The organism is Breoghania corrubedonensis (assembly GCF_003053845.1).
In the GTDB taxonomy this organism is placed as follows: domain Bacteria; phylum Pseudomonadota; class Alphaproteobacteria; order Rhizobiales; family Stappiaceae; genus Breoghania; species Breoghania corrubedonensis.
Window position 1 is genome coordinate 118200 of sequence record NZ_QAYG01000009.1, and the last position, 21443, is coordinate 139642.

A 21443-nucleotide genomic window follows, 5' to 3' on the forward strand; every position below is an offset into this window, starting at 1 on the left:
GCACGGCCGAACCCAACCTGATGCCGCCGTCCCCCCAAGCGCAAGACAAGACCATCGCACGCGCCGGAACAGCCGCGGTTCTACTCGCCCACCAGCTCGAACCAGCCATCCTCTGAAATCACTTCCACGCCGTGCTCCTCCGCCTTTTTCAGCTTCGAGCCCGCGCCCGGCCCAGCGACGACCAGATCCGTCTTCTTCGAAACCGAGCCCGCCACCTTGGCGCCCAGCCGTTCCGCCATAGCCTTGGCCTCGTCGCGCGACAGCCGCTCCAGCGATCCGGTGAAGACCACCGTCTTGCCGGCGACCGGCGACCCTTTGGCCAATGGCGCCTCCATGTCGATGGGCGTCACCTCGGCCAGCAACGCTTCAACCGCCTGCCGATTGTGCTCCTCGGCGAAGAACTGCACAACGGCCTCCGCGACGATCTCGCCGACACCGTCGATGTTGTTGAGGTCCGTCCAGGCGCCGCTCGCATGGTCCACCGCCTCGCGCATGCCCTCGGCAAACGCAGCCCACGAGCCATAAGCGCGCGCCAGAAGCTTGGCGTTGCCCTCACCCACATGGCGGATGCCGAGCGCGTAGATGAAACGGTTGAGATCGATCTCGCGCCGTGCGTCGATGGCCGCAAACAGGTTCTTCGCCGAGGTCTCGCCCCAGCCGTCGCGGTTCTTCAGCTTCACCAGCGAACCGGCATCGCGGCGCTGGAGCGTGAAGATGTCGGCCGGCTGGTGAATGCCGCCCTCTTCCACCGGGATCTCGTAGAAGAACTCCACCTGCTTGTCGCCCAGCCCCTCGATATCGAAGGCGTTGCGCGAGACGAAGTGCTTCAGCTTCTCCTTGGCCTGCGCGGCACAGGTGAGCCCGCCCGTGCAGCGGCGGATCGCGTCGAGCCGCCCGGTCTTGGGGTTTTCCTCGCGCACCGCATGGCTGCCGCATACGGGGCACACGGTGGGGAACTCGAACGGCGTCGCATCCGCCGGGCGCTTCGTCAGATCCACATCGATCACCTGCGGGATGACGTCGCCGGCGCGCTGGATCTGCACCGTATCACCCTTGCGGATGTCCTTGCCGCCGCGGATGGGCTCTCCGTCCTGGCCGATGCCCCTGACGTAGTCCTCGTTGTGCAGCGTGGCGTTGGAGACGACCACGCCGCCGACCGTCACCGGTTCAAGCTTGGCGACCGGCGTCAGCGCGCCGGTGCGGCCCACCTGGATCTCGATCTCGCGCACGATCGTGAAGGCCTTTTCGGCCGGAAACTTGTGGGCGATGGCCCAGCGCGGCGAGCGCGAGACGTAGCCAAGCCGCTCCTGCAGATCGAGCCGGTCGACCTTGTAGACCACGCCATCGATATCGTAGCCGAGCGTCGCCCGGTTCTCCTCGATCTCGTGATAGACGTTGATCAGCTCTTCCACGCTCTCGCAGCGTTTCATCAGCGGGTTGGTGACAAAGCCCCAGCCCTCGAAGGCCTCGATCATCCCCATCTGCGTGTCGGCCGGCAGCGACGTCATCTCGCCCCAGGCATAGGCAAAGTAGCGCAACGGCCGCGAGGCCGTAATCTCCGGATTGAGCTGGCGCAGGCTGCCGGCCGCCGCGTTGCGCGGATTGGCGAACGGCTTGCCGCCATTGCCGACCATGCGCTCGTTGAGCGCGGCGAAATCGGCGTGCGCCATGTAGACCTCGCCGCGGATCTCCACGACGTCGGGCACGCCCTTGGGCAGCGTGCGCGGAATGTCGTCGATGGTCTCCGCGTTGCGGGTCACGTTCTCGCCCGTCGTACCGTCGCCGCGCGTCGCCGCCGTCACCAGTTTGCCGTTCTCGTAGCGAAGCGCCAGCGACAGGCCGTCGATCTTCGGCTCGGCGGTCACGGCAAGTGCGCCGTGCAGCGGATCGTAGCGCAGGAACCGGCGCACACGGGCGACGAAATCGGCCACGTCCTCATCGGAAAACGCGTTGTCGAGCGACAGCATGGCGATGGAATGGGTGACCTTGCCGAAGGCCTCCTGCGGCGCGGCGCCGACATGGACGGAGGGCGAATCCGCGCGCACCAGATCCGGAAACGCCTGCTCGATAGCCGCGTTGCGCTGCCTGAGCGCATCATAGTCGGCATCCGGGATTTCCGGATCGTCCTCGCGATAGTAGAGCGCGTCGTGGTGCGCGATCTCCTTCGCCAGCCGCTCAAGCTCCGCGCGGGCCTGATCCTTGGTCAGCTTTTCGACAGGAAGGGACGCGGTCTCGGACATGGGAAGATCTCGGATGAAGGGATTCGGGAGGCCGCATTATGGCGTCTGAGGGGGCTCGGGCGGAAGCGCGAAGGCGATGGAAGGTGGATTGTTTCCGCCCCTCGTTCGTGGCCTTGCCGCTTGCTCCCCTCTCCCCCCTTGCGGGGGAGATGTCGGCGTCAGCCGACAGAGGGGGGTGAAGCCGCTTGCTCCAAACCTGCCGCCTACCCCCCTCTGTCACGCGAACGCGTGACATCTCCCCCACAAGGGGGGAGAAGCGAACAAGCTGAGACATAGCGCCATGCGCCGGTTCCATCACCGTCAAACAAGCCGCAACTCACGCTACCGAGCGCGCGTCCTCTTCCATCGGCAACCGCAGCTTCCCCGCGATCGCGTCGATTTCCTCGTCCGCCAGCGCCAGCCCGAAATCCGACCGCAGCAGCCGGTCGAGATTACCAGCGTCGCGGAGTTCGCGCACGCTCTTCACGCCGTCGCGCACCTCGGTGACCTTCGCATTGAAGACGCCGATGCGCCCCCAGGGCGTCAGCCGGTGCAGCATCAGGTTGCCGGAAAAGGGCGCCTTGTCCCACGTGGCGCACAGATGGTTGGCCGCCTCGATATCGATCGGCGGAATATCGCCACGCTCGAAGCCGTAAAGTGAATACCACCCGTCCTCGGCAAGCCGCTGCAAGACCGTCTCGCCTGTCGCGGGGTCCGTGGCGATCCGGTAGACCTCGTCCGACTGATAGTCGAGCCGGTAGCGCTCCAGCGGCACCGGCCGGCGCGCGCCGCCGCCACCGAAGCCCACATCGACGAGCCAGTCGCGCCCTTCCACGTGAACGACATGAGCCAGATGCGATCGAACGCCGCCCCGCTCGCCCCCGTTGCGCACACGCGCGAGAACGCGCTCGAACTGGAACCCCAATGCGTCGAGCGCCAGCGCCATCAGGCCGTTCTGCTCGAAACAGTAGCCGCCGCGTCGGCCCGCTACGAGCTTGCGCTGGAGCGCCTCCGGCTCGAGCGCCGGCACGCGCCCCATCAGCGGATCGAGGCTTTCGAACGGGATCGCGGAAAGATGCGCCTCCTGCAGCCGCGCGAGCCCTCGGCTTGTCGCGGACGGCGCATCGATACGGATGCGCGCCAGGTAGGCATCAAGATCGAATGTCAAGACAGGTCTCCCGAAATGCTCCCCACCCGGCGCAAACGGCCGGCTGCGGTTGCCCTTGTCTAGCTTGTGGCCAGGCCCCCGCACTGTGACCGCCGCCACACTTTGATCTCTGGCGGAGTGTCCCTGACAGACGAAACAGTCCGAATTTCGGCGGACGGGAAAAACCGCGCAGGCTTACGCGCCGGCCATCAGCTTTTCGGCTGCGGCACGTGCCTCGTCGGTGATGACCGCGCCGGCCAGCATCCGCGCGATTTCCTCGCGGCGCGCGTCGTCCTCAAGCCGGGTCAGCCGCGTCGCGACGCGGTCCTCCTCGACCTTCTGCTTGGAGATCTGCAGATGGCCGACCGCACGCGCCGCCACCTGCGGCGCATGGGTCACTGTGAGCACCTGCACCTGCGAGGCGAGCCGGGCAAGGCGGATGCCGATGGCTTCCGCCACCGCGCCGCCCACGCCCGTGTCGATCTCGTCGAAAACCAGTGTCGGCGCCGAGCCCTTGTCGGCGAGCGACACCTTGAGCGCCAGCAGGAAGCGCGAAAGTTCGCCGCCCGAGGCGACCTTCATCATCGGCCCCGGCCGGGTGCCCGGATTGGTCTGCACCCAGAATTCCACCTGGTCGATGCCGTCGGCGGCGCGCGCCTGCCGGTCGGTGGTGATCTCCACGATGAAGCGGGCGTGCTCCAGCTTCAGTTCCGGCAATTCGCCGGCAACCGCATGTTCGAGTGCTGCCGCCGTCTCGCGCCGCCGCGCGCTCAACGCGACAGCCAGGTCGTCATAGCGCGTCTCGGCCGACTTCAGCGCCGCCTCCAGCTTGCCCAGCTTTTCCTCGCCCGCATCGAGATCGGCAAGATCGGTTTCCATCCGGGTGCGCAGTGCGCCCAGATCGTCAACCGGCACGGAGAACTTCCGCCCCGCCGCCCTGAGCGCGAAAAGCCGTTCCTCGGAGGATTCCAGCTCGCGCGGGTCGAATTCGGTCTTGCGCAGCGCAGCCTCCAGCTCGCCGCGCGCCTCCTCCAGCAGGTCGAGCGCCTGCCCGATGAGGGAGACCGGCTGGTCGATCATGCCGGCTGCAGCCTCCGCCTTGCGCTCCAGCCGGCGCATCAGCGAGGCGAGTTCCGGGATCGGAGAGGCCGTGCCGTTCAGCGTTTCCACCGCGTCGGAAAGATCGCCGGCGATCTTTTCCACCCGCATCATCGCCGCCCGGCGTTCGGCAAGCGTCTCCTCCTCGCCGGCCTGCGGGTTGAGCGCGGCGAGTTCCTCGGTCGCGGCACGCAGGAAATCGGCCTCGCGCCTGGCGGTCTCGATGCGTTCCTCGTGCTCGCGTAGCGCCTTGCCTGCCGAACGCACGGCGCGGTGGGCCTCCGCGACGCCGGCCACCTCCGCCTCCAGCCCGCCATAGGCATCGAGCAGCCGGCGGTGGCTTGCCGGATCAACCAGCGCGCGCTCGTCGTGCTGGCCGTGGATCTCCACCAGCCGCGCGCCGATATCGCGCATCAGCGAGGCGGAGACCGGACGGTCGTTGACGAAGGCGCGCGTGCGCCCGTCCGCATTCTGCACCCGGCGCAGAATGATGTCGCCATCATCGTCGATATCGTTGTCGGAAAGGAGTTTGCGGGCCGGATGGTCCATGGCGACGTCGAAGGCCGCCGTCACCTGCCCCTGATCGGCGCCATGGCGCACCAGACCGGCATCGCCGCGCCCGCCAAGCGCCAGTGTCAACGCGTCCAGCAGGATCGACTTGCCCGCCCCCGTCTCACCGGTCAGCACGGTCATGCCGGCGGTGAAATCGATGTCCAGCCGGTCGATCAGGACGATATCGCGGATCGAGAGCGCTGCCAGCATGATGCGGTCGGTCCGGAAAATCTCGTGAAGTTGGGTCCCGTCATGACAGATAAGGGCCGGCCGCATGAGCGAACGGCCCTTCATTCGCGGCATTCGCGAGGCCGAGAGGAGACCCGTGAATGCTGCCCGGCCCGGCACGAGTCGGTGTCGGGCCGGAAAGGGCTACAGCACCTTGATACTTTCAAACGCCTTGCTGATCCAGCTTCGCGGATTGGCGGAGGGCTCGTAGCCACCCTTCTTCAGCAGCGTGTAGGAATCCTTGTACCACTGGCTTTCGGGGTAGTTGTGCCCGAGCACGGCGGCCGCCGTCTTCGCCTCGTCGATGACGCCGAGCGCATAGTACGCCTCGGTCAGACGCGCCAGCGCTTCCTCGATGTGGCGGGTTTCCTGATAGTTCTCGACCACATAGCGGAACCGGTTGATGGCGGCGACGTAATTGTGGCGCGTCAGGTAGTAGCGCCCAGTCTCCATCTCCTTGCCCGCGAGCTGGTCGGTCGTGATACGAATCTTCTTGCGCGCGTCCGCGGCATACTCGCTGTCGGGATAGACACGCACAAGCTCACGCATGGCGCCGAGCGCCTTCGCCGTCACCTGCTGATCGCGGGTGACGTCGGGCATCTGGCGATAGTAGGAGTTGCCCATGATGTAGAGCGCATAGGCCGCGTCCGGCGAGCCGGGATAGAGCGTCGCGAAACGCCTGGCCGCGGTGATCGCCTCCGCGTACTTGCCGCGCGAATAGTTCGTGTAGGCAAGGTTGATCAGCGACTTGCGCGCATATTCGGAATAAGGATGGAGCCTGTCGACTTCCTCGAACTTCGCCGTCGCCTGCTTCAGATCGCCGGCGGCGCGGAAGGCCAGGCCCTCGTTGTAGAGCTGATCGGCCGGCGTGTCGTCCATCGCCAGATCGTCTGGCTTCTTGGAAGCACAGGCCGTAAGGGCCAGCACCGCGACCAGCGGCAGCACGCGAACAAGCGCCCGGCTCCGGTTCATTACACCCCGCGCCGCAGCACCCAGTTCGGGTCCGCTCGATACGATTACACGTCGCAACACTGATCGCCTCTCCTCAGGAAGCCGCGGCCGTCCCAGTGACGGCCCGACTTTCTCCAGACCCGGTCCTTCTAGCGCGGAAATCCCCTTGATGGAAAGGGGGCGTGGAACATCGGCCCGCCGCCCCTCGCCAACACGCATCCACCCCGCACATCGAACATGCGACTTGGCCCGGCTTTGCAACTTTTTTGTGGCGATTGCGCCGGTCGTTCGCCTCAGGCGACTTCCGGGCAGTAGGCGGGCATGGCGATCTCGCCGGAAAAATCGACGTGAGCGGCTTCACGCTGCGGGCGGCCGACCACCATCTCGTACGCATCCTCGTCGGCGAACAGCGCCACGAGAATGGAGTGATTCATCTTGTGACCGGGCTTGTAGGACCGGTACTCGCCGAGAATCGGATAGCCGGCGAGGCTGAGATCGCCCACCGCATCCAGCGTCTTGTGACGCACGAACTCGTCCGGCCAGCGCGTGCCTTCCGGGTTGAGAACGCGATCATCGGAGATCGCCACCGAGTTCTCCAGCGAGGAGCCCTTGGCAAAGCCCATCGCCCACAGCTTCTCCACGTCGGAAACCTTGCCGAAGGTGCGTGCCCGGGCAAGCTCGTTGCAGAACACTTCCGGCGTCAGGTCGGAGACGAAGCGCTGGCGACCGATGAGGGGCGTGTCGAAATCGATGGTGATGTCGAAGCGCGTGCCGGCATAGGGCCGCAGCTCGCTGACCGCACCGTTCATCTCGATCCGCACCGGCTTCAGGACACGGATATAGCGGCGCGGGGCATTCTGGGTGACGATGCCGGCCTGATCGATGGCATCGACGAAATGGGCCGAGCTGCCGTCCATGACCGGCACCTCGTTGGCATCCACTTCCACCACCACATTGTCGATGCAAAGTCCGCGAAGCGCCGCCATCAGGTGCTCGATCGTGCCGATCGATTCCGCGCCACGGCCGATGACCGTGCAAAGCGCGGTGGCGGAGACCTGCGACCAGTGCGCCTTGATCTCGTTTTCGGTGCCGGGGGCGATAAAGGTGATGCCGTTATCGGCGGGAGCGGGGTGAAGCGTCATCGAAACGGGCTTGCCTGAATGAACCCCCAGGCCATTGAGCGTCACACGCTCGGCGAGAGTTTTCTGCCTGTCGTTTCGAAGTCCCGTCATTCTTCTGTCCTCAAGTGGCCACATCGGCCAAGTGCCCCCGCACGTCACGCCATCCGTTCGGTTCAGCACCGTCAGCAACCGGCTCGTTCGAATGAAGCAGAGCTGATACAGTCTGCCTCAAAACGTGCCAACCCGGCCTTGTCGTCTCCCGAATTCGAACGTCTTGAATTCGAAGGTCTTGAATTCGAACGCGAGAATTCGAACGCGAGCGCCGGATGCGCGACGTCAGCCACGGTTGGACCGCGACTTCGCGAGGGACACTACCCGCACCGGCTGCGAGGCAGAAATAAAGCTTTATTACGCATTGTAACGCTTCCCCAACCTTCCGCAGCGAAGCTCTGCGCAATGCGCTCCACTCCTGATTGACGCGCATTTCCGGATCATCCGCGAATATGCAGGAAAACCGGCGAATTCGGTACGATGGCACGCCGCGCCGCGCTCCGGGAGAACCGATGTCACAATGCGTGATCGCGGTGATAGCGCGTGATGGTAAGACCAGCGGACGGCATGGAAAACCCGACCCGGGGAGCCGTTACGGCATTGATGGGGAGAAGGATCCCGCCCCCACGCACCGCGCATGACGCGATTCGCCCTCCCCGGCTTGCGCAAACGACAAACGGCCCGGCGAATGCCGGGCCGCTGCCACGAGGAAGTCGAGGAAGTATCTGCGTCGTCAGTTGGCCTGACGGCGCAGGAAGGCCGGGATTTCCAGCTGGTCATCCTCGGTCTGCTGGCGGGCCTGCGGAGCGGGCCGGCCATGCGGGTCGAGACGCCCGGCGGCGGCCTGGGTCGGCCGCTTGGCGTACTCATTGTGGACAGGCTGCGGCGCCGGCTGGGGCGCTGCAGGCTGGGGAGCGGCCTGGCGGGGCGCAGCCTGCTGAGGCACGGGCTGCGGCTCGTAGGCCTGCTCTTCGTGAACGTAGTCTTCGTGCTCTTCACGGCGACCGAGACCGGAAGCCAGACGGCGCAGCAGGCTCATCGGCCGACGGTCGTCTTCTTCCTCGTAGCCGTGACCGTGCGCGGGGGCATGGGCGTGCTCATGCTCTTCGGCCGCGACACCCATCGACTGACGGATCTCGGCATGGACGATCGGCGGAAAGTCGTCGATCTCCGGCATGCGACGGCCCGTGACCGCTTCCGCGGTGGGGGGGATGTAAGGCTCGGCCGCCGGCTCTTCGCGGGGCGCCGGCGCGGCCGGAACCTCGTCGAAATCGAGCGGCATGTCGCGCTGGGAAACAACACCCGGGTTCGGCTGGTAGGCCTCGATGGTCACGTCGGGATCGGATGCCACGGAGGTCGGCCGATGGTGGCCGGATAGCTCGGCTTCCAGCGCGTCTTCGGCAACCACTGCGGCAGGAGCCGGCCTGGAGGCGACCGGCTGCTGGATCCGCTCCTGCTTCTTCGGCTCCGGCGCGCTCACCGCCTTCAGCCGCTCGGTCAGCACGGACATGCGGGTTTCGGCGGGAGAGACGTCGTCACGGAATTCGCGGTCGATACCGGTGGCCACCACGGAGACGCGAACGGTGCCTTCCAGGCTCTCGTCGAAGGTCGCGCCCATGATGATGTTGGCGTCTTCGTCGACTTCCTCGCGGATCCGGGTCGCAGCCTCGTCCACCTCGAACAGCGTCATGTCGCGGCCGCCGGTGATCGAGATCAGCAGGCCCTTGGCGCCCTTCATCGAGGTCTCGTCGAGCAGCGGATTGGCGATCGCGGCTTCCGCGGCCAGCATGGCGCGGTTGTCACCGGTGGATTCGCCCGTGCCCATCATCGCCTTGCCCATGCCGCGCATGATCGAGCGCACATCGGCGAAGTCGAGGTTGATAAGGCCTTCCTTCACCATCAGGTCGGTGACGCAGGCCACGCCCGAATAGAGCACCTGGTCGGCCATCGCGAAGGCGTCGGCGAAGGTGGTCTGCTCGTTGGCGATGCGGAACAGGTTCTGGTTCGGAATGACGATCAGCGTGTCGACCGACTGCTGCAGCTCCTGGATGCCGTGCTCGGCAAGGCGCATGCGGCGCTGACCCTCGAAGTGGAACGGCTTGGTGACGACACCAACCGTCAGGATGCCCTGCTCGCGGGCCGCCCGGGCGATGACAGGCGCCGCACCGGTGCCGGTGCCGCCGCCCATGCCGCCGGTGATGAACACCATGTGGGCACCGGCCAGGTGATCGTTGATCTCGTCCAGCACTTCTTCGGCGGCCGCACGGCCGACTTCCGGCTGGGATCCGGCGCCAAGGCCTTCCGTCACCGCCACGCCCATCTGCACGACGCGGTCGGATTGGGAGAGCGTCAGGGCCTGCGCATCGGTGTTGGCGACAACGAAGTCGCACCCCTGCAGGCCGGCCTGAATCATGTTGTTGACGGCGTTTCCGCCTGCGCCGCCAACGCCGAAGACCGTGATTCTCGGCTTCAGCTCCGTGATATCGGGAATCTGGAGATTGATGGTCATGACTTCCTCGTAATCCTTGGCACGCCCGCTTGCGGGCGCTCCGGCTTCCTCGTCCTCGTTACCGGCCATGGCCGGCGTTTTGCTGCAGCACCCGTCGCTTCCTCGACGGCGGGAGCTGCCGCCCCCTGGCCTTGATCTAAAGCGCCTTCCGGCCGCTCTAAAAGCTGTCCCGGATCCAGCGGCCGACCCGGCCGAAATACCCGGTTCCGGTCATCCGCCACTGGCGGCGATCCGGCTCGAACTGTTCGATCTGCGCGACCTGCGGATAGATAAGAAGACCGACCGAGGCCGCGAAGGCCGGTCCCTTGGCTGCTTCCGGCAGGCCGACGATGCCCAGTGGCCTGCCGAGGCGCACGTTGCGCCCCATCACCCGGCGCGCCTGTTCCGCCATGCCGTTCAACTGGCTGGCGCCGCCCGTGAGCACGACGCGCTTGCCGACCTGGCCGGCAAAGCCGGATGCGTTCAGGCGGTCGCGCACCAATTCCAGGATCTCTTCCACCCGGGGCCGGATGATCCGCGTCAGCACCGAGCGCGGCACCTGTTGGGGCATGTCGCTGTCGTCCACCGACGGCACGGAGATGAGATCGAGATCGTCGCCGCCGCCCGGCAGCGTGTTGCCGTAAAGCGTCTTGATGCGTTCGGCATCGCGCAACCGGGTCGAAAGACCGCGCGCGATGTCCATCGTGACGTGGTGACCGCCGACAGCAATGGCATCCACATGCACCGCCTGTCCTTCCACGAAGACCGCAAGCGTCGTCGTGCCGCCGCCCATGTCGATACAGGCGACGCCCAGTTCGGCCTCGTCGTCGACCAGCGTCGCAAGACCGCTCGCATAGGGCGTGGCGACCATCGTCTCCACCTTCAGGTGCCCGCGGTTGATGCAAAGCTCCAGGTTCCTGAGCGGCGGGAATTCGGCCGTGACCACGTGCATGTCGACGCCGAGCTTGCGGCCGATCATGGCGCGCGGATCGCGGATGCCGCGATTGCCGTCGAGCGTGTAGGAAATCGGCAGCGCATGCACGATGGCGCGGTCATCGACCGCGAAATGCTCGCCGCCCGCCGCCAGCACGCGCTGGATGTCGGCCTCGCTCACCGCGTCGCCGGCAAGCGGCACGCTGGCGCAGAAGATCTCCGAAGCCAGGCGGCCGCAGGTGGTGTTGACGATCAGCGATTCAACCGTCACCCCGGCCATCCGCTCCGCGCTGTCGACCGCCTGGCGGACCGCCTGCTCGGCGAGATCCAGATCGACGACCACGCCGGACTTGATGCCCCGGGCGCGCTGATAGCCGTAGCCCAGAACTTCGACCGCGTGCGTGCGGCCGGGCAGCACATCGCTATCCTCGTGCGGGGTGAGCTTTGCGATCAGGCAGCACACCTTGGTCGACCCGATATCGAGCACCGAAACGATGACCGACCGGCGCGCCGGCAGCGGCTTCATGCGCGGCAGATAGGGAGACGCGACAGACATTATGTATCCGCTCCCTTTCGAGAGACCGCGACCCCGGACTGGTCACCGCCACGGTTGAGCTTTGCGTCCTTGGCGAGCCTGACGACGATGCGGTCCTTGAGCCTGAGATCAACGGCGGTGATGTCGCGCGACAGCAGACCCTTTTCCTGGTCGAGCCGCACGAGGTAGCGCAGCGCCTCGTCGACACCGTCTTCCGGCAGCCTGACCGTGATGTTGTTTTCCAACACGAGGTTCCAGCGGCGCTCGGCGATCAGCACGAGGGCGCGAACCCGCGAACGCAGTTCCGGCACGCCGTCGAGTTCGGCCAGGATCTGCGGCGCCTCCTTCTGCGCCCCGTGACCCACCACCAGTGGCAGGTTGGCGTAGCGTTCCTTCACCTCGTCGGTGATCACCGTGCCGTCGCGGTCGATGATCGAAACGATCTTGCCGCGCTGCCACAGCGCATACGGGACCCGTTCCGACAGCGACACCTTGAGCGTGCCGGGATAGAATTTCTGGACCGAGACGTCGCGCACCCACGGGTTGCGCTGAAGGCGCTGGCGCGCGGCAGCCGCATCGAAGGTCAGGAGCGAGGAACCGTTCGGGATTTCAAGCTCTTCCAGGATCTCGAATTCGGTCGTCTCGCGCTGGCCGGAAAGCTGGATCGCCTTGATGGAGAACCCGGCTTCCGCGGTGAGCGCGTCGGTCGCCGCCTGCGTGTACCCGCCCAGCATCATGCCGTAGAGCACGGTGGCACCCAGAAAGCCGAGCGCGCCGGCGGTGCCCGTCCAGACCGGAAGGTGCGCCAGAAAGCCGGCCTCGCGCCACACCGGACGACGATTGAGGCGCGCGACTCCGCGGCCCGGCTTCATGCCGGTCCCCGCCGTCTCGTTCGCCTTGTCGTTCCGTCGCTTTCCTAGCGCGAGCAACTTGCATCCTCCACCATCCAGCTCACCACCTCCCCGAACGAGTGACCCGCGTGGGCCGCCATGTCCGGAACAAGGGAGGTCGGCGTCATGCCGGGCTGCGTGTTCACTTCCAGGCAAATCAGTTCGCCGGTACCGTGAAGCCTGTCATCGAGGCGGAAATCGGCCCGGGAGACGCCCCTGCACCCGAGTGCCTGATGCGCCTTCAATGTCAATTTCTGTACTTCATGGTAAATATTTGGTGAAATTTCCGCCGGCAGGATGTGTTTTGATCCGCCGGGCGCGTACTTTGCGTCGAAGTCGTAGAACTGATGCCGATCGGACACAATGTCGATCACGCCCAGCGCAACATCACCCATTACCGCACAAGTCAATTCGCGGCCCGCTACATAGCGTTCCACCATGATCCGGTCGCCATAGGGCCAATCGGAAGAATAGAGCTGCTGGGGCGGATGTTGCTGGTCCTCGCCGACGATGAGCACGCCGAAACTCGAGCCCTCGTTGACGGGCTTGATCACGTAGGGCGGCTTCATGGGATGTTCGCGCGCCGCCTCCAGCCGGTCCAGGATCCGATGCGGAGCGACTGGCACGCCGGCGGCCTTCATCACCGCCTTGGCGCGGTCCTTGTTCATGGCCAGCGACGACGCCATGACGCCGGAATGGGTGTAGGGAATCTCAAGGATTTCAAGCAGCCCCTGGATACAGCCGTCTTCACCGAAGGGACCGTGCAGGGCATTGAAGGCGACGTCGGGGCGCAAGCTCGTCAGCACCGTGGCAATGTCGCGGCCGACGTCGACGCGGGTCACGCGATAGCCGCGCGCCTCCAGCGCATCGGCGCACTCCTTGCCGGATGTCAGGCTCACCGGTCGTTCCGACGACCACCCACCCATCAGCACTGCGACATGCTTCGTCATGACCGCACTCAAGCTCCCGTGTTACGCGGCCCCTTGTTCGGGCCTTATCGGGACATGATGCGGTTAAAATTCGTTAGAAAGTGTTAACCTAACCAGGATCTGAACGCGTTTCGTCAATTTTTGTGGTCGATTAATTTTTGTCTCGAATTTCCCTCGAATCCCCTTCGAATTCCCTCGCATTTGTCGAAAATTCAAAACCCGACCGAACGTCCCGGGGTGGGGATAAATTACGAAATTCTTTACCCTGTCCGTTAACCCCGGCCGAGAAACGGTTCGACCGATTTGCCCGCCTCGAACAGGCCCAGCCGCTTGATCTCCCATTCCAGCCTGACACCCGAATTCTCCAGAACGCGGGCCCGGACCGTCTCGCCCAGCGTCTCCAGATCGAGCGCGCTCGCCTCGCCCCGGTTGATCATGAAGTTGCAGTGCATCTCGCTCATCTGGGCGTCGCCGACGGCAAGCCCGCGACATCCCGCCGCATCGATCACTTTCCAGGCGGAATTTTCGGCTGGGTTCTTGAAGGTCGAGCCGCCGGTCTTCTCGCGGATCGGCTGCGCCTTCTCGCGGTGCGCGGTCACGGCCTCCATCTCGCTCTGAATGGCCTCAGCCTCCCCCGGCACGCCCTCGAAGACGGCGGAGGTAAAGATCAGGTCGCCCGGCTGGCCGGAGTGACGGTAGGCATAGTCCATGTCGGCATTGGAAAGCCGGATGACGGTGCCGGACCGGTCGACCGCATTGAGCTCCACCATGCGCTCGCGCGTCTCCGCGCCGTGCGCTCCGGCGTTCATCCTGAGCGCGCCGCCGACGCCGCCCGGAATGCCGGCATAGAAGGCGAAACCGGAGAGCTTCGCCTGAAGTGCGGCCTGGGCGAGCCGCTTGTCGGGCACCGCAGCACCGACGCGAAGCCGCGTCTCGCCGACCGGTTCCAGATGGCCGAAGCCCTTGCCGGTCAGCCGGACCACGACGCCCGGCACGCCGCCATCGCGGATCAGCAGGTTGGACCCGAGCCCGACGGGCAGCACCGGCACATCCTCGGGCAGCACCTTCATGAAGGCGGCGAGATCGGCCTCGTCGGCGGGCTGGAACAGAAGCTGCGCCGGGCCGCCGACGCGCAGCCATGTGACAGGGCCCAGCGGCTGGTTCGGCAAAAGCCGACCGCGCACGCAGTCGAACGCTTCACGGCCAAGGCCCTCCAGAAGATCGGGAAAACTCAACGTTCGCCCTCCCCGCCGGACAATGCCTCCAATTGGCCCGGCAGCGCATAGGCCCACTGCGAAATAGAACCGGCACCGAGACAGACGACGAAATCGCCCGGCTCCGCAACCTCCGCAACCAATGCGGCGAGCGCCTCCGGCCCCTCCAGCGCATGCACGTTGCGGTGCCCGCGCGCCCGGATGCCGGCGACCAGCGCATCGCGGTCGACGCCTTCGATGGGCGCTTCGCCGGCCGGATAGACGGGCGCGACGATGACCGTGTCGGCATCGTTGAAGCAGGCACAGAAATCATCGAACAGACTCTGCAACCGCGTGTAGCGGTGCGGCTGGACGACGGCGACGACCTTGCCGCCGCCCGCCGGCCCGGCCGCCCCCTGGGCACCGGCGCTTGCGGCCGCCAGTACGGCGCGGATCTCCACCGGGTGATGCCCGTAATCGTCGAAGATCGAGACACCGTTCCAGGTTCCCGTCGGAGTGAAACGCCGCTTGACGCCGCCAAAGCCGGCCAACCCCTTCGCGATCGCATCGCCCGAGATGCCCAGATGGTCGGCGACCGCGATCGCCGCGGTGGCGTTCGACACGTTGTGCAGACCCGGCATCGGCAGCACGAGATCCGAAAGCTCCACGTGGCGGCCGGAAATGCGATCCTGGATGACCACATCGAAATGGGTCTTGCCGCCTTCCGGGCGCACGTTTTCAAACCGCACGTCGGCCTGGCGGTTGGCGCCGTAGGTGACGATGCGACGATCCTCGATGCGCCCGACCAGCGCCTGCACTTCCGGATGGTCGAGGCACATCACCGCAAAGCCGTAGAACGGCACGTTCTCGACGAACTGCATGAAGGCCGCGCGCACGGCGTCGAAATCGCCGTAGTGATCAAGATGCTCGGGATCGATGTTGGTAACGACTGCGATATCGGCGGGCAGCTTGACGAAGGTGCCGTCGCTCTCGTCCGCTTCCACCACCATCCAGTCGCCCTCGCCGATGCGCGCGTTGGTGCCGTAGGCGTTGATGATGCCGCCATTGATGACGGTCGGATCGAAGCCGCCGGCATCGAGCAGCGCGGACACCATCGAGGTGGTCGTGGTCTTGCCGTGGGTGCCGCCGATGGCGATGGCCTGCTTGAAGCGCATCAGTTCCGCCAGCATTTCGGCGCGACGCACCACGGGAAGCGAGCGCTCGCGCGCCGCCACCAGTTCCGGATTGTCGCGCCTGATGGCGGAGGAGACCACCACCACGCGGGCTTCCTTCAGGTTCTCCGCGCTGTGACCGACATGAACCTCGATGCCCTTGTCGCGCAGCCGCTGGACGTTGGCGCTTTCCGACAGATCGGACCCCTGCACGCGGTAGCCGAGCCGGCACAGCACTTCCGCGATACCGCTCATGCCGATGCCGCCGATACCGACGAAATGCACCGCCCCGATATCCTGCGGCATTTTCATGATGGAACTCCTGATTGTCTCAACTGGCGCGCGCGCCCGAAAGGGGGAGCGTTAGCGCAATTCCGCGTACTTGTCGCCCCCCTCGCGAGGGGCGGTGGATAGTGGGGCGGGAGGAAGACGGCGGGGCAGGTCAGGTTCCGTGACAGTGCCGCTTGCGCCCTTCTCCCCCCCTTGCGGGGGAGATGTCGGCCTTGGCCGACAGAGGGGGGTGAAGCAGCAGGTTCGGAGCAAGCGGCGTTACCCCCCTCTGTCACGCGGATCGCGTGACATCTCCCCCACAAGGGGGGAGAGGGGTGCTTGCCGAACCAACACGGATCTTCTCCGCCGTTTCGGCCCGCTATTCTTCTTTCCATACTCGCCTGCGCGGGAATGACAAACCGAGAGGGCGGGCGGCGGTCTGTCGTGCTCCGTGTCGCCACCACTTGCTCCCCTCTCCCCCCTTGCGGGGGAGAGGAGCGCAAGCGGCACCCGCACAGGTCGCCTGAGAAACCCGGACTCGTCACCGGTACGGATCACCACACCATCGCGGCCCTCAGTACACAGACGCCTTGCCGCCTCCGGCCACGTGTTCCACCAGATCGGCCAGCCGCTTGACCGCGTCGGGGCGGCCTTGCGTGTGGGCGGCATTGGCCGCCGCGATCAGGCGGTCCGGATCGTCCATCAGCTCCGCCAGCTCCTTCGCCATGCGGCGCGCGGTAAGGTCGGCCTGCGGGATGCACCAGGCACCGCCCGCCTCCTCCAGCACTTCCGCATTGGCGCTCTGGTCCTGATCGAGCGCATGGGGCAGCGGCACCAGGATCGACGGCCGGCCGATCACCGACAATTCCGCCACCGACGAGGCGCCGGACCGGCAGATCACCAGATGGCTCAAGGCAATACGCGCCGGCATGTCGACGAAGAACGGCGCAAGGCTCACATCCACGCCCAGCTCGTCGTAGCGCGCGCGGACCCGGTCGATATCCTCCGGCCGGCATTGCTGGACGAGCGCAAGCCGCTGGCGAAGCGTCGGATCGAGTTCCGCCAGCGCATCCGGGATCATCTCGGAAAAGAACCGCGCGCCCTGCGAACCGCCAAAGACCAGAAGCCGGAACGACTTGTCGAGCGATGGCGGATCGTAGGACGTCTTCGCGTCCTCGATCACCGCCGGGCGCACCGGATTGCCTGTATGGCCGGCCTTGGCGGCAAACGGCTCGGCAAGCCGGGTTTCGGCGAAGCTCTGGGCGATGCCGGTGACGAAGCGCGCGAGCATTCGGTTCGCCCGCCCCATCACTGCGTTCTGTTCGTGCAGGATCGTCGGAATGCCGAGAACACGGGCCGCCATCATCGGCGGAAAGGTCGGATAGCCGCCGAAACCGACCACGACCCGGGGCTTCAGCCGGCGCAGGATGACGAGCGATTGAAAGAAGCCGCGCGCAAGCGCGAAGGCGGTCCTGGCCAGTGCCACCGGGCTCTTGCCGCGCACGGTCTCGGACGAGACGATGTGGATCTTGCGGGCCGGAAACGACTGGCCGTAACGGTCGGCGCGCTCATCCGTGGCGAGTTCCACCACGAAGCCGCGCGCGGCAAGCTCGCCGGCCAGCGCCTGGGCGGGAAACAGGTGGCCGCCAGTGCCGCCGGCGGTCAGCAGGATCGTCTTTTCCATGGGATCATTTCATTCGTTGATCGAAACAGGCGTTGATCGGTTGAGGCCGTCCGCGTGCCCGGACTACTCATCCCGCACTCACTTGACGGGCCGAACTCACTTGACGGGATCGATCGGCACACGCGCGACGCGGCGCACGACCACCGGTGCGGTGCGGCTGGGACGCGGACGCTTGCGCGTCAGTGCCAGCACGAAGCCCATGGCAAGCGCCACCGCCAGCATCGACGAGCCGCCATAGGAAATGAAGGGAAGCGTCATGCCCTTGGCCGGCATCATGTTGAGGTTCACGGCCATGTTGATGGCCGACTGGATACCGAACATCACCATCAGTCCGGCGGTGGCCAGCCGCACGAAGGGATCGGGCTCGCGCCGCGCATGGGTGAGGCCGCGAAGCACCACGAAGGCGAAGACCGAAAGCAGGACGATGCACATGATGATGCCGAATTCCTCCGCCGCCACGGCGAAGATGAAGTCGGTGTGGCTGTCGGGCAGGATGCGCTTCACCGTCCCCTCGCCCGGTCCGCGCCCGAGCCACCCGCCCTGCACGATCGCCTCCAGCGCGGTATCGACCTGATAGGTGTCGCCCGAGCCGGGATTGATAAAGCGGTTGATACGGGCGGTGACGTGCGGCAGCAGCATGTAGGCCGAGCCGAGGCTCGCCACGCCGAGCAGCCCCAGCGCGCCAATCCAGACCCACGACAACCCGGCCATGAAGAACAGCGCCGCCCACACCATCAGGAGCAGCATGGTCTGGCCGAAGTCGGGCTGGGCGATGAACAGCGCCGCCACCATGACGAACAGCAGGATGGAGAAGAGCCGGCCCGGCACCTCCGGCCGCTTGCCCGCTTCCGACAGCAGGAAGGCGATGAGAATGACGAAGGCCGGCTTGATGAACTCCGACGGCTGGATGGAGAAGCCGAGGATATCGATCCAGCGCCGCGCGCCCTTCACTTCCACCCCGGTGAACAGAACCAGCACCAGCGCCACCAGGCCGAGCGCGAAGATGACCAACGCCGCACGACGCACCATGCGCGGCGTGAGCATGGAGGCGCCGAGCATCACGGCGAGCGCGGGAAACAGGTACAAGGCCTGACGCTTGACGAAGAAATAGGGCTCCAGCCCCAGGCGTTCGGCCACCGGCGGCGACCCGGCGAACGACAGCACGACGCCGCCGAGCATCAGCGCGACGAAGCCGGCAAGCAACAGGTGGTCGACCGTCCACAGCCATTCCGAAAAGGCGCTGCGGTCCACGCGGCTGGCCATCTGGTTTCCTCGTGTGAAGCAACCCGCCCCGAGGCGATCCGCCGAGGGTGGAAAGGTTGCCGGGTTTCATAGTGCTGGAGCATGCGTTCCGCGCCCGCTCGACCGCGGCATGCTTCAGGGCGATCCGGGCGTCATCCCCGGCGGAAAATTCTGTCGAAGACCGTTTCCCGCGTCACGCGACGACGCTGTCGATCGCGGCGACGGCCGCGCGGAAGGCATCTCCGCGCTCTTCGAAACTGGAATACTGGTCGTAGCTGGCGCAGGCCGGCGACAACAGAACCACCGGCTCGCCATGGGTATCGGCGCTGGCTGCCCGCGTGGCGTCGCCAAGGGCCGCCTCCAGCGTCCGGCTCATCGTCCAGGGTACCGCATCGCCCAGCGTGGCGGCAAACCGTTCGGCCGCCTCGCCGATCAGATAGGCATGGACGATGCGCGGAAACCAGTCGGTGAGATTGTCGATCCCGTCCGTCTTGGCCCGCCCGCCGGCGATCCAGTAGATGCGATCGAAGGAGCCGAGCGCGCGCTGGGCGGCATCCGCGTTGGTCGCCTTGGAATCGTTGACGAAGAGCACCTTGCCGCGCCGTCCCACGATCTCCATGCGGTGCGGCAGGCCCGGGAACGTGGCGAGCCCCGCCGCGATCGTGTCGGCATCGAGCCCAAGGAGACGCAAGGCGGCGAAGGCGGCGGCGGCGTTCTGGGCGTTGTGCGCGCCGCGCAGCGTATCGATGCCGGTGAGATCGGCGACCTCCACCGCCTCGCCCTTCACCACTTCGTAAAGCACGGTGCCATCGGCATAAACGCCACCCTCCACCGCATGCGTCGCGGAAATCCGGCGCACCCGGCCGAGCCCGTCGTCGAGCTGATCGGCGATGCCGGCGGAAATGGCGTCATCGACACCGATGACCGCGTTGCGCCCGGCCGCGACGAGGCGCGTCTTGATGGCGACGTAATTGTCCATCGAGCCGTGCCGGTCGAGGTGGTCGGGCGCGATGTTCATCAGGACGCCGATATCGGGCGCGAGCCCGGGGGCCAGATCGATCTGGAAGGAGGAGCACTCCACCACGTAGGTCCGGCCGGGAACGAAGGGGGCGAGCGCCAGCACGGGCGTGCCGATATTGCCGCCGAGCTGCACGTCGCGCCCGGCATGTTTCAAAAGGTGCGTGATCAGCGAGACGGTGGTCGACTTGCCGTTTGTGCCGGTGACGGCGATGAACGGGCAATCATTCCCGGCGCCCCCGCCGATACCCGGACGCACCCGGCGTTCGCGGGCAAACAGCTCCAGATCGCCGATGATCTCGATATTGGCGTCGTTGGCGGCCCGTACCGTCCAGTGCGGCTCGGGATGGGTCAGCGGCACGCCGGGGGCGAGCACCAGGCAATCGAAAGTCGACCAGTCGGCGGCAGACAGATCGGTGAGCGCGATGCCGGCGGCTTGCGCCTTTTCGCGCGAGGGGGCGGCGTCGTCCCATGCGAAGACGTGCGCGCCGCCGGCCATCAGCGCACGCGCCGTGGCAAGGCCGGAGCCCCCGAGCCCGAACAGTGCGACCGATCTGCCGGCGAATGAAGTGACCTCGATCATCGATCTATCTCAACTTCCCCGATCTCTCTCAGCTTCCCCGGCCTATCGCAGTTTCAAGGTGGCGAGACCAACGAGCGCCAGCACCACGGCGATGATCCAGAAACGGATCACGACCTGCGATTCAGTCCAGCCCAGATGTTCGAAATGATGGTGGATCGGCGCCATCTTGAACACCCGCTTGCCCGTCAGCTTGAACGAAAACACCTGGATGATGACGGAAAGCGCCTCCAGCACGAACAGGCCGCCGATGATGGCGAGTACGATCTCGTGCTTGGTGGCGACCGCAATGGAGCCGAGCATGCCGCCCAGCGCCAGCGAGCCGGTGTCGCCCATGAAGATGGCGGCCGGCGGCGCGTTGAACCACAGAAAGCCCAGCCCCGCCCCCATCACCGCGCCCGCGACGACGGCCAGCTCGCCGGTGCCGATGACGAAGTTGATCTGCAGGTAGTCGGCGAAGACCTTGTTGCCCGACAGGTAGGCGATGAGGCCGAAGGAGCCGCAGGCGATCATGACGGGAACGATGGCGAGGCCGTCGAGCCCGTCGGTCAGGTTCACCGCGTTGCCCGCCCCCACCATGACGAAGGCGGCGAAGACGATGAAGAACAGGCCCAGATCGACGACCATGTCCTTGAAGAACGGGAAGGCCAGCGAGGTGGAGAACGGCTCGGGCTGGAGAAGCGAGATGCAGAAGGCGGCGATCACCGCGATCAGCGCTTCCAGCGACAGGCGGAAGCGGCCGGAAAAGCCCTTGTGGCTCGACTTGGTGACCTTCAGATAGTCGTCGTAGAAGCCGATCCCGCCGAAGCCGATGGTGACGAACAGCACGATCCAGACATACGGATTGGCGAGGTTCGCCCAAAGGAGCGTGGAGACCAGCACCCCCGACAGGATCATCAGCCCGCCCATGGTCGGCGTGCCCTTCTTGGTGAGAAGGTGCGAGGCCGGGCCGTCGGCGCGGATCGGTTGTCCCTTGCCCTGGCGCAGGCGCAGCGCGGCGATAATGGCGGGCCCGAACAGGAACACGAACAACAGCGCCGTCATGATGGCGGCGCCGGTTCGGAAGGTGATGTATCGAAAGACGTTAAAGGCGGAGAACTCGTTGGAAAGGTCCACCAGGAAATAAAGCATTCATTCGCCCCA

The 21443-nt window shown here is 65.9% G+C and carries 15 protein-coding genes; all 15 read right to left on the reverse strand.

The window, feature by feature from the left end:
• Positions 1-80: 80 nt before the first annotated feature.
• Positions 81-2240: an NAD-dependent DNA ligase LigA gene (gene ligA, locus C8N35_RS19110; protein ID WP_107991328.1), complete on the reverse strand. Its 2160-nt coding sequence runs from the start codon at positions 2238-2240 to the stop codon at positions 81-83.
• Between the two features lie 316 nt (positions 2241-2556).
• The gene (locus C8N35_RS19115) at positions 2557-3387 is read right to left on the reverse strand and encodes an arylamine N-acetyltransferase family protein (RefSeq protein ID WP_170122170.1); all 831 of its coding nucleotides are present in this window, start codon (positions 3385-3387) and stop codon (positions 2557-2559) included.
• Between the two features lie 174 nt (positions 3388-3561).
• On the reverse strand, positions 3562-5226 hold the full coding sequence (gene recN / locus C8N35_RS19120) for a DNA repair protein RecN (RefSeq protein WP_107991398.1): 1665 nt from the start codon (positions 5224-5226) through the stop codon (positions 3562-3564).
• Between the two features lie 162 nt (positions 5227-5388).
• Positions 5389-6216: an outer membrane protein assembly factor BamD gene (locus C8N35_RS19125; protein ID WP_107991330.1), complete on the reverse strand. Its 828-nt coding sequence runs from the start codon at positions 6214-6216 to the stop codon at positions 5389-5391.
• 272 nt (positions 6217-6488) lie between these two features.
• Entirely contained in the window at positions 6489-7427 is a 939-nt protein-coding gene (gene lpxC, locus C8N35_RS19130; RefSeq protein WP_107991331.1) for a UDP-3-O-acyl-N-acetylglucosamine deacetylase, read from the reverse strand.
• 673 nt (positions 7428-8100) lie between these two features.
• On the reverse strand, positions 8101-9876 hold the full coding sequence (ftsZ, locus tag C8N35_RS19135; RefSeq protein ID WP_107991399.1) for a cell division protein FtsZ: 1776 nt from the start codon (positions 9874-9876) through the stop codon (positions 8101-8103).
• Positions 9877-10033: 157 nt separating this feature from the next.
• Positions 10034-11314: a cell division protein FtsA gene (gene ftsA, locus C8N35_RS19140; protein ID WP_428977125.1), complete on the reverse strand. Its 1281-nt coding sequence runs from the start codon at positions 11312-11314 to the stop codon at positions 10034-10036.
• 29 nt (positions 11315-11343) lie between these two features.
• The gene (locus C8N35_RS19145) at positions 11344-12252 is read right to left on the reverse strand and encodes a cell division protein FtsQ/DivIB (protein ID WP_210203605.1); all 909 of its coding nucleotides are present in this window, start codon (positions 12250-12252) and stop codon (positions 11344-11346) included.
• Positions 12240-13163 carry a D-alanine--D-alanine ligase gene (locus C8N35_RS19150; RefSeq protein WP_107991333.1) on the reverse strand — a complete coding sequence of 308 codons (924 nt, stop codon included), beginning with the start codon at positions 13161-13163 and terminating at the stop codon, positions 12240-12242. The genes C8N35_RS19145 and C8N35_RS19150 overlap by 13 nt, the downstream gene beginning before the upstream one ends.
• Before the next feature lie 251 nt (positions 13164-13414).
• A complete protein-coding gene (gene murB, locus C8N35_RS19155; protein WP_107991334.1) occupies positions 13415-14377 on the reverse strand; it encodes a UDP-N-acetylmuramate dehydrogenase in 963 nt (320 codons plus the stop codon).
• The gene (gene murC / locus C8N35_RS19160; protein WP_107991335.1) at positions 14374-15819 is read right to left on the reverse strand and encodes a UDP-N-acetylmuramate--L-alanine ligase; all 1446 of its coding nucleotides are present in this window, start codon (positions 15817-15819) and stop codon (positions 14374-14376) included. Before murC ends, murB begins: the two co-directional genes overlap by 4 nt.
• Before the next feature lie 532 nt (positions 15820-16351).
• Entirely contained in the window at positions 16352-17461 is a 1110-nt protein-coding gene (gene murG, locus C8N35_RS19165) for an undecaprenyldiphospho-muramoylpentapeptide beta-N-acetylglucosaminyltransferase (RefSeq protein WP_107991336.1), read from the reverse strand.
• A gap of 96 nt (positions 17462-17557) precedes the next feature.
• Complete coding sequence (gene ftsW, locus C8N35_RS19170) at positions 17558-18724, reverse strand: putative lipid II flippase FtsW (protein WP_107991337.1); 1167 nt, start codon at positions 18722-18724, stop codon at positions 17558-17560.
• A 172-nt stretch (positions 18725-18896) separates the two neighbouring features.
• Positions 18897-20303 carry a UDP-N-acetylmuramoyl-L-alanine--D-glutamate ligase gene (murD, locus tag C8N35_RS19175; protein WP_107991338.1) on the reverse strand — a complete coding sequence of 469 codons (1407 nt, stop codon included), beginning with the start codon at positions 20301-20303 and terminating at the stop codon, positions 18897-18899.
• Between the two features lie 42 nt (positions 20304-20345).
• A complete protein-coding gene (gene mraY / locus C8N35_RS19180; RefSeq protein ID WP_107991339.1) occupies positions 20346-21431 on the reverse strand; it encodes a phospho-N-acetylmuramoyl-pentapeptide-transferase in 1086 nt (361 codons plus the stop codon).
• Between the last annotated feature and the right edge of the window lie 12 nt (positions 21432-21443).